Source organism: Bradyrhizobium sp. WSM4873 (assembly GCF_055811355.1).
The window spans coordinates 159,439-174,846 of the sequence record NZ_JBVVPS010000011.1; the positions used below are offsets into that span (position 1 = coordinate 159,439).

14 protein-coding genes are annotated in these 15,408 nt (G+C 64.8%); 5 read left to right on the forward strand and 9 right to left on the reverse strand.

What is annotated here, in order from left to right; translation table 11 throughout:
• Positions 1-196: 196 nt before the first annotated feature.
• The 6 genes from AC0L21_RS17310 to AC0L21_RS17335 are packed head-to-tail and all read right to left on the reverse strand — an operon-like array spanning position 197 to position 7,934.
• Positions 197-2,065, reverse strand: coding sequence for an ABC transporter ATP-binding protein (locus AC0L21_RS17310; protein ID WP_473263019.1), 1,869 nt, complete (start codon positions 2,063-2,065; stop codon positions 197-199).
• Between the two features lie 9 nt (positions 2,066-2,074).
• Complete coding sequence (locus tag AC0L21_RS17315; RefSeq protein ID WP_473263021.1) at positions 2,075-3,001, reverse strand: 2-hydroxyacid dehydrogenase; 927 nt, start codon at positions 2,999-3,001, stop codon at positions 2,075-2,077.
• Between the two features lie 12 nt (positions 3,002-3,013).
• The gene (locus AC0L21_RS17320) at positions 3,014-4,342 is read right to left on the reverse strand and encodes an NAD(P)/FAD-dependent oxidoreductase (protein ID WP_473263022.1); all 1,329 of its coding nucleotides are present in this window, start codon (positions 4,340-4,342) and stop codon (positions 3,014-3,016) included.
• A 43-nt stretch (positions 4,343-4,385) separates the two neighbouring features.
• A complete protein-coding gene (locus AC0L21_RS17325) occupies positions 4,386-5,261 on the reverse strand; it encodes an ABC transporter permease (protein WP_473263023.1) in 876 nt (291 codons plus the stop codon).
• Positions 5,262-5,264: 3 nt separating this feature from the next.
• Complete coding sequence (locus AC0L21_RS17330; protein ID WP_473263025.1) at positions 5,265-6,215, reverse strand: ABC transporter permease; 951 nt, start codon at positions 6,213-6,215, stop codon at positions 5,265-5,267.
• A gap of 27 nt (positions 6,216-6,242) precedes the next feature.
• On the reverse strand, positions 6,243-7,934 hold the full coding sequence (locus tag AC0L21_RS17335; RefSeq protein WP_473263026.1) for a peptide ABC transporter substrate-binding protein: 1,692 nt from the start codon (positions 7,932-7,934) through the stop codon (positions 6,243-6,245).
• Positions 7,935-8,154: 220 nt separating this feature from the next.
• On the opposite strand from AC0L21_RS17335, the gene AC0L21_RS17340 reads away from it, so the two are divergent.
• The 4 genes from AC0L21_RS17340 to AC0L21_RS17355 all read left to right on the forward strand — a co-directional run bounded on the left by AC0L21_RS17340 (position 8,155) and on the right by AC0L21_RS17355 (position 12,409).
• The gene (locus AC0L21_RS17340) at positions 8,155-8,787 is read left to right on the forward strand and encodes a cupin domain-containing protein (RefSeq protein WP_473263027.1); all 633 of its coding nucleotides are present in this window, start codon (positions 8,155-8,157) and stop codon (positions 8,785-8,787) included.
• 141 nt (positions 8,788-8,928) lie between these two features.
• Entirely contained in the window at positions 8,929-10,770 is a 1,842-nt protein-coding gene (locus tag AC0L21_RS17345) for an ATP-binding protein (RefSeq protein WP_473263028.1), read from the forward strand.
• A gap of 77 nt (positions 10,771-10,847) precedes the next feature.
• A complete protein-coding gene (locus AC0L21_RS17350) occupies positions 10,848-11,297 on the forward strand; it encodes a cupin domain-containing protein (RefSeq protein ID WP_473263029.1) in 450 nt (149 codons plus the stop codon).
• Positions 11,298-11,338: 41 nt separating this feature from the next.
• Positions 11,339-12,409, forward strand: a complete 1,071-nt coding sequence (locus AC0L21_RS17355) for a hypothetical protein (RefSeq protein ID WP_473263030.1) — start codon at positions 11,339-11,341, stop codon at positions 12,407-12,409.
• A 196-nt stretch (positions 12,410-12,605) separates the two neighbouring features.
• Here AC0L21_RS17355 and AC0L21_RS17360 read toward each other — a convergent pair whose 3' ends face one another.
• From AC0L21_RS17360 to AC0L21_RS17370, 3 genes are read right to left on the reverse strand one after another with little or no spacing between them, the layout of a single operon-like run.
• On the reverse strand, positions 12,606-13,124 hold the full coding sequence (locus tag AC0L21_RS17360; RefSeq protein ID WP_473263031.1) for a GNAT family N-acetyltransferase: 519 nt from the start codon (positions 13,122-13,124) through the stop codon (positions 12,606-12,608).
• A gap of 16 nt (positions 13,125-13,140) precedes the next feature.
• Positions 13,141-13,944, reverse strand: coding sequence for an ABC transporter substrate-binding protein (locus AC0L21_RS17365; protein ID WP_473263033.1), 804 nt, complete (start codon positions 13,942-13,944; stop codon positions 13,141-13,143).
• Position 13,945: 1 nt separating this feature from the next.
• On the reverse strand, positions 13,946-14,125 hold the full coding sequence (locus tag AC0L21_RS17370; RefSeq protein ID WP_473263034.1) for a hypothetical protein: 180 nt from the start codon (positions 14,123-14,125) through the stop codon (positions 13,946-13,948).
• 73 nt (positions 14,126-14,198) lie between these two features.
• Here AC0L21_RS17370 and AC0L21_RS17375 point away from each other — a divergent pair, with 73 nt between their 5' ends.
• Positions 14,199-15,392, forward strand: coding sequence for an efflux RND transporter periplasmic adaptor subunit (locus AC0L21_RS17375; protein ID WP_473263035.1), 1,194 nt, complete (start codon positions 14,199-14,201; stop codon positions 15,390-15,392).
• Positions 15,393-15,408 lie beyond the last annotated feature (16 nt).

Consider the following 15,408-nt stretch of genomic DNA (forward strand, 5'->3'; position numbering starts at 1 on the left):
CGACGGTCCAGCTGCAGCGCATAACACGAAGCCGTCGCGGCGGGCGGGTGCAGCGGGCCGCGACGCGATGATTTCATTGTGATTTCAGCGTGATGTCACCGGCCCGGCATGGCGAAGGACAACACCGTTGACCTGCCAGACAGATTGCTGCGCGACTTCATCGTGCATTTCGGAAATGATTTGCGGCCTGCGCACGTCAGGCGGACCATTCCTCGCCCCAGACCTGGACGACGTGGCCCGGCGACACCTCGCGATATTGGCGCACGGGCGGCTGGTAGTCGGGCGCGCGCACCGGGCTTCTGATCTCGTCGTTCGCTACCTCGCGCCTGGTGCCGCGGCGCGCTGGATCGGGCACCGGCACGGCCGCCATCAGCTTCTTCGTATAGGGATGCTGCGGATTCCCGAACAAGGCCGCGCGCGGACCGGTCTCGACGATCTCGCCGAGATACATCACCGCGACGCGATGGCTCATGCGCTCGACCACCGCGATATCATGGGAAATGAAAAGATAGGCAAGTCCCATGCTGGCCTGAAGATCCAGCATCAGATTGACGACCTGCGCCTTGACCGAGACGTCAAGTGCCGAGACCGCTTCGTCCGCGACGATCAGCTTCGGTCCGAGTGCAAGCGCGCGGGCAATGCAGATGCGTTGACGCTGGCCGCCGGAAAATTCGTGCGGAAAGCGCGCGGCCATATCGTCAGTGAGACCAACGCGAACGAGCAAATCGGCGACCTTCTCCCGCGCCTGCGACGCGGTGGCGAGCCCGTTGGCGAGCAACGGGGCCGCAATCGCCGTTCCCACCGACATGCGCGGGTTGAGGCTCGCGAACGGATCCTGGAACACGATCTGCATCTGCTTGCGAAAGTCACGCAAGGTGCGGGCATTCATCGCCAGCACATCCTGCCCGTCGATCAGAACGGTGCCGCTGTCCGGCTCCGTCAGCTTGAGAATGGAGCGGCCCGTCGTCGACTTGCCGCAGCCGGATTCGCCGACCAGCGCCAGCGTCTCGCCGGCGCGCAAGGTGAAGGAGATGTTCTCGACCGCATGGACGCGGCCGGAGACCTTGCCGAACAAGCCCGAGCGGATTGGGAAGCGCGTCGTGAGGTTGGAGACTTCAAGCAGCGGTCGCTCGGCAATCGAGACCGTATCGGGCGTCTCGGTCGGCTCGTCCGCGGTGCCCGTTACCTTGTCGACGATCGGAAACCGCATCGGCCGCGTCCGCCCGTCCATCGAGCCGAGCCGCGGCACGGCGGCGAGCAGCGAGCGGGTATAGGGATGCGACGGTGAAGCAAAGATACTCGAGGTACCGTCGGTCTCCACCGCATGGCCGCCATACATCACCACGGTGCGATCCGCGATCTCCGCCACCACGCCCATGTCGTGGGTGATGAAGAGGATCGACATCCCCTCCTCGTTCTGGAGCTCCTTCAACAGCTCCAGGATCTGCGCCTGAATGGTGACGTCGAGCGCAGTGGTCGGCTCGTCCGCGATCAGCAGCTTCGGCTTGCAGGCCAGCGCCATCGCGATCATCACGCGCTGGCGCATGCCGCCGGAGAAACGATGCGGATGCTCGTGGAAGCGCGATTTTGCCGCGGGGATGCGAACGCGATCGAGCAAGCGGATGGTCTCGGCCTCCGCCGCCGCGCGCGACAGGCCGCGGTGCTGGATCAGTGCTTCCGCAATCTGGAAGCCGATGGTCAGCACCGGATTGAGGCTCGTCATCGGCTCCTGGAAGATCATGGCGATGTCGTTGCCACGAACATCCGTCATGCTCGCTTCGGGCAGCGTCAGCAGGTCGCGGCCGGCAAGCCGGACGCTGCCTTCGACGCGGCCGTTCTCCTTCGGAATGAGCCGCATGATCGAGAGCGCGGTGACGCTCTTGCCCGAACCGGACTCGCCAACGATCGCCACGGTTTCCCCCGAGGCAATATCGAACGACACGTCGCGGACGACGGGACTCCATTGCCGTTCGCGGAGGAAGGACGTCGTCAGGCCTGAGACCGACAGCACCGGCGACGGCGCGTTGGCAGCGACTTGATCAGCTCCGCTTGCGCCCATGCTCATGCCGGTGTCCTAATAGCCACGAGTACGGTCGACACGCCCCGGCAGCACTTCACCGCGACGGTGGCGTGCGATCACGTCCAGCACGAAATCGACCGCCGCATCCGGCGTCGTCATGCTGGCATTATGCGGCGTGACCAGGATGCGTGGGTGGCTCCAGAAAGGGTGGCCCGCAGGCAGCGGCTCCGGCTCGGCGACATCGAGGACAGCACCCGACAACGCGCCGCTGTCGAGCGCCGCGAGAAAGTCGGCTTCGACCAGATGCGGGCCACGCCCGACGTTGACGAGCGACGCGCCGCGCGGCAGGTGCGCGAACAGATCCGCATCCAGGATGCGGCGGGTCTCATCGGTCAGAGGCAGCAGGCAGACGAGAATGTCGGTCTGCGCAAGGAAATCCGGCAACGTCTCCATGCCCGCATAACAGGTGACGCCGTCGATCTCGCGCGGCGAGCGATTCCAGCCGAGAAGCGGAAAGCCGAACGCCTTGAAGCGGTCGAGCACGGCCTGGCCGAGCTGGCCGAGCCCCATCACGCCGACGCGACGACATTTGGCCGGCGTGATCCGGATCTCGCGCCAGACCTGTTCCTTCTGCTGGCCAATGAAGTGCAGGAGATCGCGATGCAGCGCGAGCACAGCCATGGTGACGTATTCGACCATCGTCTCCGCGATGCCCGGCTCCAGCATGCGCACCAGGGGAATGTGCGGCGGAACTTTTGACGCGTCGAACTGATCGACACCCGCGCCGACCGAGAAGACCAGCTCGAGATTGGGGAAAGTCGTCGCGATGTCGTCCGGCGGCACCCACGCCACGAGATAGCGGACGTCAGCGGGATCGCCGATGTCGGGCCAGAGCCGAAACGGAACATCGGGCGCGCGCTCGGCGAAGAAGCCCGCCCACTCAGCGCCCCGAACCATGTTGGCCTTGTAGAGAACCGTCATGCTGCAAGACCCTCAGAACGGGCTGACCGGCGCGAGCCGGCGGCCGTCGATCAGGCGCTTGTGGCTGTAGGCCGCGGGATCGACCAGCGGCGTCGCGCCCGTCACGATGTCGGCGGCGAGCTTGCCGGCCGCAGGACCGATGCCAAAGCCGTGGCCGGAGAAGCCGGTGGCGAGAAAGAAGCCGGGCATGGCGTCGACCGGCGAGATCACCGGAATGGTATCCGGCGTGCAGTCGATCGTCCCGCCCCAGGCTTCCGCAATCTCGATATCCTTCAATTCAGGGTTCGACTTGATCAGCGAAGCCAGCGCGGCATTGACCAGCGACATGTCAGGCGCGGGATCGCGCACGCGCTCGGTCTCGAACGGCGACGGCTTGTCCAAGCTCCAACTGGTGCCCCGCATGAGCTGGTCGAAGAAGGATTTGCCGAACGACAGTTTCAACCCGTTCTTGCGATGCAGATAGGTCGGCCAGAAGGTTCGCGCGTAGCGGAACAGATCGGGCGACAGTTCGACCGTACCGCGGTTGCGCAGCGCCAGGGTAAAGCCGCCGTCGAGCCGGCGGCGGATGCAATAGAAATCGGTGCCGAGCGCGCCGGAGGTAATCTCCGGCCCCGGCGTGGTCCGGCACGCGGTGGCGTTGACGAGGCCGATCGGCAGCTCGATGCCGTGGCGTCGGCAGAACAGCGACGACCACGCTCCGCCGGACAGCAGCACCGATTGCGTGCGAATGGTGCCCTTCTCGGTGACGACGGCGCTCACCCGTCCGCCCTGCGTCTCCAGTCCGCGCGCAGCGCAGTCCTGATGAATGGTGACGCCGTGTTTTCGGGCGGCGGTCGCAAGCGCAGGCACGGCCATCGAGGGCTCGGCGCGCCCGTCGCTCGGCGTGTGCAGGCCGCCCACCCATGTCTCGGAATTGCCGGGCAGACGCTCGGCCACCTCGGCGGGCGTCAGGACGGTCGAGTGAACCTGCATGTCGCGCGCCGTTGCGGCCCATCGCTCCCAGCTGGCGAGCTCGTCCTTGCTCTTGGTCAGGAACAGCACGCCGGTGCGGCGGAAGCCGGCATCGACGCCGGCGTCGTTCTGCATGTCTTCCCACAGGCGCAGCGCCTCGCGGGCCAGCGGGATCTCCTCACGCGCGCGGCCCTGCTGACGGCACCAGCCCCAATTGCGGCTCGACTGCTCGCCGCCGACATGGCCCTTCTCGACCAGGGCGACGGAGAGACCCTTCTTCGCGAGATGATAGGCCGCGGACACGCCGATGACGCCGCCGCCGATGACGACGACGTCAGCCTGCTGAGGCAGGCGTTCGTCGCTATTTATACGGGTGAGCGGCGGGGACATGGGGCACTCCTGGAAATCAGCTCGATCGAAGCTCGTCGGCTTGTCATGGGATGTTCATTCGCGGATCGAGCGCGTCACGCAGGCCGTCGCCGAGAAAATTGAAGCTCGTCACCGCCAGCGTGATGGCGAGGCCCGGCGCAATCGCGAGCCAGGGCGCGCTGGTAAGATAGATCTGCGCGTTGTTGAGCATGTTGCCGAGGCTCGCGGCCGGCGGCTGGATGCCGTAGCCGAGATAGCTGAGATAGGACTCCAGCAGGATCGCCTTGGCGACATTCAGCGTCGCCGCCACCACGATCGGCGCGATCGCATTGGGCACCAGCTCACGGAACATGATCCGCAGGCTCGACGAGCCGAACGCGAGTGCAGCAACCGCAAACTCGCGTTCCCGCAGCGAGCGCACCTGAGCCTCGACGACGCGGGCCACCCACATCCAGGCGGTTGCCGCGATCAGAACGGTGGTGGTGACGAAGCCGGGCTCGATGAGCGCCGCGAGCGCAAGCAGCAGGAAAATGGTCGGAAAACACAGCATGGCGTCGACGAGCCGCATCAGCACGGCGCCGACCACCCCGCCATAGAAGCCGGCGAAGGCGCCGACGGCGATGCCCCCCGCCATCGCGATCACCATCGCGACGAAGCCGATCGACAGCGAGACGCGCGCGCCCATCATCAGACGCGCCAGCACGTCGCGGCCGAGTTCGTCGGTACCGAGGATGTGCGCGCCGGAAAACGGCGGCGCGAACCGCTTCATGATGTCGATATAGGTGTCGTCGAACGGCAGCAGATAGGGACCGAAGGCCGAGCCGAGGACGAGCACGAGAATGATCACGGCGCCAGCGAGCGCGAGCCGGTGCCGGCGGAAGCGCCGCCAGGCGGCTTGGCCCGGCGCAAGCTGAACGGTCGAGAGGGCTGCGCTCGTCATCGCCTAGCCCACCCGTATCCTGGGATCGACGACGGCATAGAGGATGTCGGCGAGCAGGGAGCCGATCAGCACCATCATTGCCGAGAACATCAAAATGCCCATCACCACGGGGTAGTCGCGATAGCCGATGGAATCGAGAAACAGGCGCCCCATGCCGGGCCAGGTGAACACGGTTTCGGCGACCAGCGCGCCGCCGAGCAGCGTCGGAAACTGCAGGCCGGCAACGGTGATCATCGGCAGCAGGGCGTTGCGCAGCGCATGCACGGTGAGAATGCGCCATTCCGGCATGCCCTTGGCGCGCGCGGTGCGGATGTAGTCCTGGTTGATGACTTCAAGCATCGAGGAGCGCATGAAGCGGCCCCACATCGCGGTCTCGACCAGCGCCAGCACCAGGGCCGGCGCGATCAGATGATGCAGAAGGTCGAGGAAGGAGCCGTCGCCGACGGTCTCGCGGTTGCCGGCCGGTAGCCAGCCGAGCTTCACCGAAAAGACATAGATGGTGACGAGGCCGAACCAGAAGGTCGGGATCGACAGCGCGATCATGGCGCCGACGGTTGCGAGCGAATCGAACAGAGAATAGCGGCGGAGCGCGCCGAGCACACCGATCCAGCAGCCAAGCAGTACGGCGATGATGGTCGCTGTCGCCATCAGCTCCAGCGTGGCGCCGAGATGCGACGAGATCACCGCCAGCACCGCCTCGCCGTCGCGATACGAGCGGCCCCAATCGCCGCTCAGCATCCGGCCGAACCAGTCGAGGTACTGGATCGGCAGCGAACGATCGAGGCCAAGCTGCCTGGTGACGCGATCGAGATCCTCCTGCGTCATCTGCGCGGACGCAGCGAATTGCGAGAGCGGACCGCCGGGCGCCAGATGCAGGATGGCGAAGCCGATCGCGGACACGATCACCAGCAGCATGATCGCCTGCGCCAGGCGATTGGCGACGTAACGAGCCATCTCAGGCGATCTCGCGCACCTGAACCATTAGGCCCAATACCATTCGCGGATGTTCCAGCAGTTGATCGACATGTTGATGTTGGGGCGGAAACCTCGCAGCCCTTCCTTCACGCCTTCGGCGATGAAGCCCTGGAACAGCGGCAGGATCGCGAGGTCGTCGCGGATGAGCTTTTGCAGATTGCCATAGGTCGTCTTGCGCTGCGCCAGATCGAACTGCTTGGCACCTTCGGCGAGAAGCCGATCCGCCTCCGGGTTGCGATACTGATAGGTGTTGTAGCCGCGGCCACCCTTGGCAGGGATGGCGCCGGAGCCAAAGCGGGGCGTCACGTCGGGGTCGCTGCCGAGCATGAAATTCACCCCCACGATCACCGAGTTGAATTTCGATTGCTGCCAGAAGTCGCCCCAGATCACGGCGGCCGGCATGTTGTTGACGCGCATCGCGGCACCGATCGCGCGCCAGTCCTGGATCAGCAACTGCTGGGTCTGCTCGCGTACCGCGTTGCCCGACGTCGTGGAATTGGCGAATTCGAGCTTGACGCCGCCCTTCTCGCGCACCCCACCGGCGCCGCGGACCCAACCGGCCGCATCGAGCAGCGTGTTGGCCTTGGCCGCATCGTATTTGTGCTGCGGCAGTCCCTGCTGGAACGACCAGGCCTGTTGCGGCACGAAGCTTTCGGTCTGCGTCGGCAAGCCGTAGTTCAGCGCATCGATGATCGCCTGCTTGTTGATCGCGAGATACAGCGCCTCGCGCACGGTGCGGTCCGCCAACGCGCCGAACTCCAGATTGGGCGCGATGTGCTCCACCGACGACGTCGAGGAGACGAAGATCTTGCGGCCCTTCAGCGTCTTCGCCTCCTGCACGAAGTTTGGCAGAATGCCTTGCAGGCCGGTGTAGTCGACCTGGCCGGTGCGGAACTGGGTGTAGAGGACAGTGAGGTCAGGAATGTACTTGAACACCACGCGCTCAACGTAAGGTCCCTTGCCGTGATAGCCGGTATGGGCATTCAACTGAATGTGGTCGCCCGGCACGCGCTCGCCCCAGCGGAACGGTCCGGTGCCGACAGGCGCATTGTGGAACGGCGAGGCGTTCGGATCGGTCACCTTCTCCAGGATGTGCTTGGGCACGATGAAGGTCAGCGATCCCAGGATCGACATGTAGGGCGAATACGGAGCTTCCATGCGCCAGTGAATCTCGTCGGGCGCGACGACCTTGATGTCCTTCACGAGACTATGGCCGACCCGGCTGCGCGCGCGGAAATCGGGGTTGTTGATCAGCTCGAGCGAGAACTTCACGTCCTCGGCCGTGAACGCCGTGCCGTCGTGCCATTTCACGTCGCTGCGGAGCTTGATCTTCCAGGTCAGGCCGTCGGCCGACAGGCCGCCATTCTCGATGGTCGGGACCTCGCGGGCGAGATCGGGAACGAACTTGCCATCGGGATCGATGAACCAGAGCGGCGAGAACACCTGCCACCAGATGCCCTGGTCGACCTCGATACCCGGCATCAGGGGATGAAAGACCGTCGGCTCCTGCGACAGCGCCGCGATCACCTGCCCGCGCGGCTTGTCGGGCGGACTGGTCGGGCGTTCGGTCTGCGCAAATGCGCTGCCCGAAAGCGTCCATCCCGCCGCGGCGCCTGCGCCGAGCTGAAAGATCTGACGGCGATTCGGATTGCCGAGATGCAGTGCTCCAACGCCGAACTTCCCGGTGTCGTCCGCCATGACCACTCTCCGTTTTCGCACGCGGCACCGTCTCCCGCGCCCCCGAGATCCCCGGCAAAGGGACAGGAGTGGGCTTTAGTGCTTCTAAATTTTTCTATCAAAAGTTCATCACGACTAAATACAGCTGTCAATCGCATTGCTAGGATGCGCGACCTTTTCACTCCGACTGATGCTCCGGACCGTCCTTGTCCGGGGCTGAGGTGATGCATGGGAGAGCGACATGGATGGTCGCGGCGAGATCAACGATCCGAAGGATGCCCCGGCGATCGAGACCGACGATGCGGTCGACCAGCGCCTCGGCGAGACCGTGCGGCTGCTGCGCCAGCGTGCGGGCCTGTCGATCCAGGACGTCGCCAACAAGACCGGCCTCTCCAACGGCATGATCAGCCAGCTCGAACGCGCGCGCGCCATGCCGTCGATCCGCACGTTGCGCCTGCTCAGCATCGCGCTCGATGTTCCTATCTCCTATTTCTTCGAGACCACCGATCCCGCCGACGTGCAGCGCTACATCGTGCGCAAGAACAGCCGGCGCCTGCTGCGGCTCACCGCCAGCGGAGTCGTCAAGGAAGCGCTGACGCCGGCAGACAAAGGCCAGCTCGAACTCTACGAGCTCACGCTCAATCCCGGCGCCTCGTCCGGCACCGACTTCCTGCAGCACACCGGCGAGAAGGCGGGCTATATCCTCTCGGGGAGCCTGCGGCTGTGGCTCGACAACCAGGCCCATCTGCTCGAGGCCGGCGACAGCTTTCGCTTTCCGAGCATCGTGCCGCATATGTTCGACAACCCGACCCAGCAGACCGCCCGCGTGATCTGGGTGACGACGCTGCGCCAGACCGATTCGCCGGCAGGTTGAAGCGCCGCCAACCCGGCACCACCGCAAATTGCCCCTCGACGCCGCCGCGCGGAATCTGTAGCTCACATCTGTCGCTGACGTGGAGCCGGACATTGACAGGGCGGACACGGGGGGCCGCGACTGACGCGTTGGTGTGAGACCATGAAACTCAGGGGGCTTCTGACACTCGCGATGGCCGCGCAGGTCATCGTGACCGCGGCGGCTCTCCTTGTCTCCTATGCCGCGACCGGAACCGGATTCGGCATTGCCCAGATCGTCGCCCTGCTAGCAAGCGGCGCCATTGCCGTCCTGCTCGCTGGTCTGTGCACGCGCGCGATCGAAAACACGCAGGAAAAACGTGCCGCCGCGCAACTGGCCGAGCAGGCGCAGGCCAGCGCACAGATGACGCAAGCCGTCATCAAGACCGCGCTCGACGCCTTCATTCAGACCGACCAGAGCGGCATCGTGCTGGAATGGAGTCTTCAGGCCGAGGCCCTGACCGGATGGACGCGCAAGGAGGCACTCGGCACCGATGTAGTCAACCTCCTCATCGCCGAGCCGCTGCGCGACGGCTTCAGGCAACGCATGATGCGGCTGCTGCCGGAATTGTCGGATACGCCGATCGGCATCCGGTTCGAAGCGACCCTGCTGCACCGGGACGGCGACGAGATCCTGATCGAGGCCTCCAGCACGGCGCTCCGCATCGGGGAGCGCACTCTCATCAACAATTTCGTCAAGGACGTTACCCAGAAGCGCGCCGCCGCGGAGCAGCTGATCCAGGCCCAGAAGATGGAAGCGATCGGCCAGCTCACCGGCGGCATCGCGCACGAATTCAACAACATGCTCACCGTGATCACGGGCACGATCGAGATCCTCGCCGACGCCGTGAAGGACAATCCGCCGCTCGCGACCATCACCAAGCTGATCAGCGACGCCGCCGATCGCGGCGCCGCGCTGACGTCGAGCCTGTTGTCGTTTGCCCGCAAGCAGGCGCTCAAGCCGGCCGAGAGCGACATCAACGTACTGCTCGAAGAGCTCGCAAAGCTGCTGCTGGCAACCTTCGACAAGAAGATCGAAATCGTGACCCGGCTCGACGGCAACGTCTGGCTCGCCCTCGTCGACCGCGGCCAATTGAGCTCGGCACTTCTCAACCTCGCGATCAACGCCCGCGACGCGATGCTGGACGGCGGCAGACTGACGCTGACGACGCGCAACGTCGTGTTCGGCGTCCGCGAGGCCGTGGCGGTCGGAGCCGGCTATGCCGGCGACTATGTCGAGATCGAGATCGCCGACACCGGCACCGGCATTCCGCCGGCCATTCTGGAGCGGATCTTCGATCCCTTCTTCTCGACCAAGGACGTCGGCAAGGGCACGGGGCTTGGGCTCAGCATGGTATTCGGATTCATCAAGCAGTCCGGCGGCGGCATCAAGGTCGCTTCCGAAGAAGGACGCGGCACCATTTTCACGATCTACCTGCCGAAGGCGGAGGCGAGCACGCTTCGCCCCACCGGCTATGACGAGCGCAAGGTCGTGGGCGGGACGGAAACCATCCTCTGTGTCGAGGACGACCGCGACGTCCGCCAGTACGTTACGGTCCAGCTCGAAAGCCTCGGCTACAAGGTCATCCCGGCCGCCAATGCGGCCGAGGCACTCGCCATCTCGGCCGAAGGCACGCCCTTCGACCTGCTCTTCACCGACATCGTGATGGCCGGCACATTGAATGGACGAGAGCTCGCCGACGAGATGGTGGCAGCGCGCCCCTCGCTGCGGGTGCTATTCACGTCGGGCTATGCCTACGACGCCCCGCATGCGCAGGGACGCGCCACCAGGGGTGCCCCGCTCCTGACAAAACCCTACCGCAAGGCCGAGCTCGCGCGCATGCTGCGCCGCTCTCTCGACACCGCCGTCGACGACGCGGGCGATCCGATCCCGACGCCCTATTCCGTGCAGGCCGATCTCGAAGGCTTTCTGCGCAGGCAGGCGGCTGAACGCGACAGGCGTTAGTGCGAGTCTTGCGCATGGACAGCGCATGGCTGCTGCGCAACACTCCACGTCAGTTACAATCCCATTGGAGGCGAGCCATGACTGCACTCGAAAAGGGCATCACCGCGAACGGTACGGGCTATGGCGGCAAGACCTGGAACATCCTCGGCCAGGTCTACTTTCCGAAGGCCGTCACCGAGTCCACCTTCGCGTTCGAGACCAACAGCGAGCCCGGCCAGTTCGTGCCGGTGCACATCCATCCGACCCAGGACGAATTCATCCTGGTGCAGGAAGGCACGCTCGACCTAAAGCTCGATGGCAAATGGGTGAAGGCCCATGCCGGCGACCTCGTGCGCCTGCCGCGCGGGATCCCGCACGGCTATTTCAACAAATCCGACAAACCGGCCCGCGCATTGTTCTGGGTCTCGCCGATGCAGAAACTGGAGGCGCTGTTCAATCAACTCCATGACCTGACCGACCCGGCCGAGGTCGTGCGCATCTCGGCGCTGCACGAGGTCGACTTCCTGCCGCCCGAAGCCAACGACTAGGCTACGATCCCCCGACCGACGAATCGTTAGGGGAACTGGCCATGCCTGCACGACGTCAACTCCTCGCCATCGGGGCGCTTGGGCTGCTCCTTACGACGTTCGTCCCGAGCCGGGCGCAAACGCTCACCGCCAGGCAATCGGAAGCGGTTGCGACCTACGAGCGTGCGCTCGGCGATTTCAAATCCATTCTCTCCGAGCGGCGCCGCCAGATCGAGGCGAAGCAGCCGCTGCCGAACCTGCCGGGCCAGGCGCTGTATCTGGCACGCGTCGCCGTGATTAGCACCTACAAGGATCTCACCGATGCCATGCCGTCGCGGATCGGCAGGCCCAACAAGTTCGAGATACCACCGGCCTATTTCGATGCCGACATCGAGCCGCTGGTCGACGAATACGCAAAACTGTTCGACATCATGGAAGCGCCGCCGGCCGGCGCGCAGGACTCGGCGACGCCGTTCAAGGACGTGGTCGATCTCGCGGTCGCGATCGCGCGAGCCAAGGGACTTGCGCCTGGCCACGCCGAAGCCGCGGGCCGGATCAGCCTCGGGCTGTTCTTCGCCGAGACCAACGGCAAGCAGAACGTCCGCAACGGACGCTCGAACACCTATATGGGCAGCTTCCAGACCGGCCCGTCCGAGGATCGCAACGGCCGCAGGAAATGGGAGGCCATCAAGGGCGAGATCGCGGCGGCCGATCCCGACTTGAGCGCGCGCGACGACAAGGAGGAGGCGCGGGCCCGCGGCACCGATCATCGCTTCAATCACTGGACCAACGTGCGCGACGGGCTGATGAACGCGCATGCAGATATTTTCCGGGAGATCCCGGGGATCGTGAAGACGCTGCCCGACCCGATCGACCAGATGAAGCTGTTCGAGCTGATCCAGATCATTCCCACGCCGACGCGGGCGGCGCTCAAGTCCGTCGATCTCCTGAACTACAGGGTGTCCAGTCCGACCATCATGAAGCACCTGCGCAACAACAGCATCTTCGCATTCGGACGGGCCGACCGGGCGCGCACCTCGGCGAGCTTCCGGGAAATCCTTGGCGCGATGTGGCTGTTCAAGCGGAAATTCGAGAAGGCGATGGCGAAATATGCGGAGATCAAGCCGCGCTGAGGGGCAGCTTGCTCGCCGCATGGCACGAGGGTGAGAGGCGCCAGCCCGCGGGCATCCGCACTGCGGAGCCGTTGGGCCTGCCCCACTCCAACGAGATCGGCGCGTTCTTTGTGAGATTGTTGTCATGGGCCTCGCCCAAAATCCAACGCTCGTGGCGACGTAGACTCCTGCCGCACCACAGCGCTCCGAAGGGTCATCAAAGGCGCTTGGTGAAATGGTAGCGACGAATGCCACCACCCACGGTCTTGTTGCTGGCGGCATCGGCAATCTCTTCGCGCACGCTTCGGTATCCCGCGTTTCGATACAGAGCCAGCGCGTCCCGCTGAAGCTCCGACGTGCTCAGCTGCAGTTGCTGCCGATTTCGCCGGCGGCATTCATCCTCCGCGAACGCCAGCATCTTTCGCGCAATTCCCTGGCGCCGCAAGCCGGGAGCGACGTACATGCGCCGCAACTCCATCGCATGCTCGCCTGAGGCCTCCAAACCGAACATGCCGACGATCTCGCCGTCGGCAACGGCGACCCAGAAACCGCCGTTCCGGCTTGCATAATAATCCGCGAGCCGATCAATCTCTTCGGCGAGCGAGCGGACGATATAGCGTTCAAACTCCTCCGCCATATGCGTCGGAGCCAATAGACGATTCACCCGGATGAACAGCTCGCGCACGGCAGCGGCATCAGGCGGCGCGAAGGCGCGAATCTCAATCTCTCTTGTCATAGAGGCGCTGCCGCCGCTACTCGGTTCTTATAGGCGAATCCTTCAGGCCGTTGTTGTCATAGGCCTTGCGCAAGGTGCCGTTCGTCACCGCCTCGTTCATGAACTTGGCGGCGAAGGTCAGCGCTTGGGGATGGCCGAGCGGCACAGCGACCGCGGTGACGGTCTTCTTGAACGTCTCGTCGAGCACGCGCGTGCCCGGAATCTTCTGCGCCATCTTGTTGAGCTGGTCGCGCGACAGCGCGAAGGCATCGATCTCGCCGCTCTTCAGGAGGCCGAAGATCTCGTCATAGGTCTGGTAGCCCGTGACCTTCGCGTTTTTCAAATGCGCGACCGCGCCGCGCATTGTGGTGGTCGCGTTGACGGCCGCGACCTTGATGCCCACCTGGTCAAGCGTGGCAAAGTTACTGACGCTCGAACCGGCCTTGACAATGTAGGTGGCGTCCGCGACCTCGTAGATCGGGCCGAACATCATCCTGGTCTCGCGCTCGGGGTCCTTGGGGAGCCATGTGACGTCCCATGTGCCTTTGCCGGCGGCATCGGTGATCTGGCCGGAATTCTGGTGCACGACATATTCGACGGGCACGCCGAGCTGCGCGGCCATCTCCCTGCCGAGATCGACGGGAACGCCGGCATAGCCGGCCTCGGTCTTGGTGGACCAGAACGCGCCGCCCGCCGGGCTGATCGCGATTGCGACCCGCAGCTTGCCGGTCGGTGCGATCTCGTCCTTCAGACCATCGGCTAGCGCGGGCATGGCGACCGCCGCTGCGAGAACGAGGCCGGCAAGGACCGACTCAAGCACCGACATAAGAGACGTGGGCATGTCATGATCTCCCGACCTTTTCTTCTTTTATTCTTCTCTTGTTCTTCCCGACTGCTTCGCGCGTCGTCGCTCGGCCTTGACTCAATTCTGGTCGATCGTGCACGCGATGAAAAGCGGTTTGTGATGGCAAAACTGCCAAAGGCCACAGCGCGATCTGCAGTGCAAGGCCGACGACTGCCATGGCTATGGTGTTCCACGGCCGGGCATTTGTTGGTAGCCTCCCGCCCCGACAGACAGTAACCGGGGGCCACCGAATGACCTGCGCGAATCCCGCATCTCCCGCACGGCGCAACCGAGCCTGGAGACATGTCGGGCGGGCACTGGCCGCCGCGATGGCCGTCGCCGCGCTCGCCGGCTGCGAGGACAAGAACAGTTTCGTCGCGCCGCCCCCGCCCAAGGTGGACGTGGCTACGCCGGTGCAGCGCCCGGTGACGCGCTATGTCGAGGCCACCGGCAACACCGCGCCGGTCAAGAATGTCGATCTCGTCGCGCGCGTGCAGGGCTTCCTGCAATCGATCGACTACCAGGACGGCACCTTCGTCAAGCAGGGCACCCAGCTGTTCACGATCGAGCCCGAAACCTACAAGCTCAAGCTCGAACAGGCGCAAGCGGCCGAGGCCGGCGCGCAGGCCTCGCTCCGGCAGGCGGAGGCCGACTACAAGCGGCAGGCCGAACTGGTGCAGCGCCAGGCGGTCTCGCAGGCGACCCTGGACACTTCGACATCGAACCGTGACAACGCCCAGGCCAACCTGCAGCAGGCCCAGGCCAACACCAGGCTCGCCGAGGTCAATTACGGCTACACCAAGGTGAGCGCGCCGTTCGACGGCATCGTCAGCGCGCATATGGTCTCGATCGGCGAGCTGGTCGGCGTCTCCTCCCCGACCCAGCTTGCGACCATCGTCGCGATGGACCCGATCTGGGTGAACTTCACGGTCAACGAGCAGGACGTGCTGCGAATCCGGGCCGAGGCGCAACGGCGTGGCCTGACGCCGGCCGACCTCAAGCAATTCCCGATCCAGATCGGACTGCAGACCGAATCTGGCTATCCGCATGAAGGCCACCTCGACTATGTCGCGCCGACCATCAACACGTCGACCGGCACGCTCGCTGTGCGCGGCCTCGTGCCCAACGACAAGCGGGTGCTGCTGCCCGGCTATTTCGTCCGCGTTCGCGTGCCCTTCACCCAGGAGAAGGACGCCCTGCTCGTGCCCGACACCGCGCTCGGCAGCGATCAGGGCGGTCGCTATCTGCTGGTGGTCGGCAAGGACGACACCGTCGAGCAGCGCAAGGTGCAGATCGGTCCCGTCGACAACGGCCTGCGCGTGATCGAAAGCGGCCTGAAGCCGGACGACCGCGTGGTGACCGCAGGGCTGCTGCGGGTGATTCCGGGCCAGAAGATCGACCCTCAGGTGACGAAGATCGAGCAGCCGCAGACGTCTGCCAAGTAAGTAGGGAGCGCCTGCC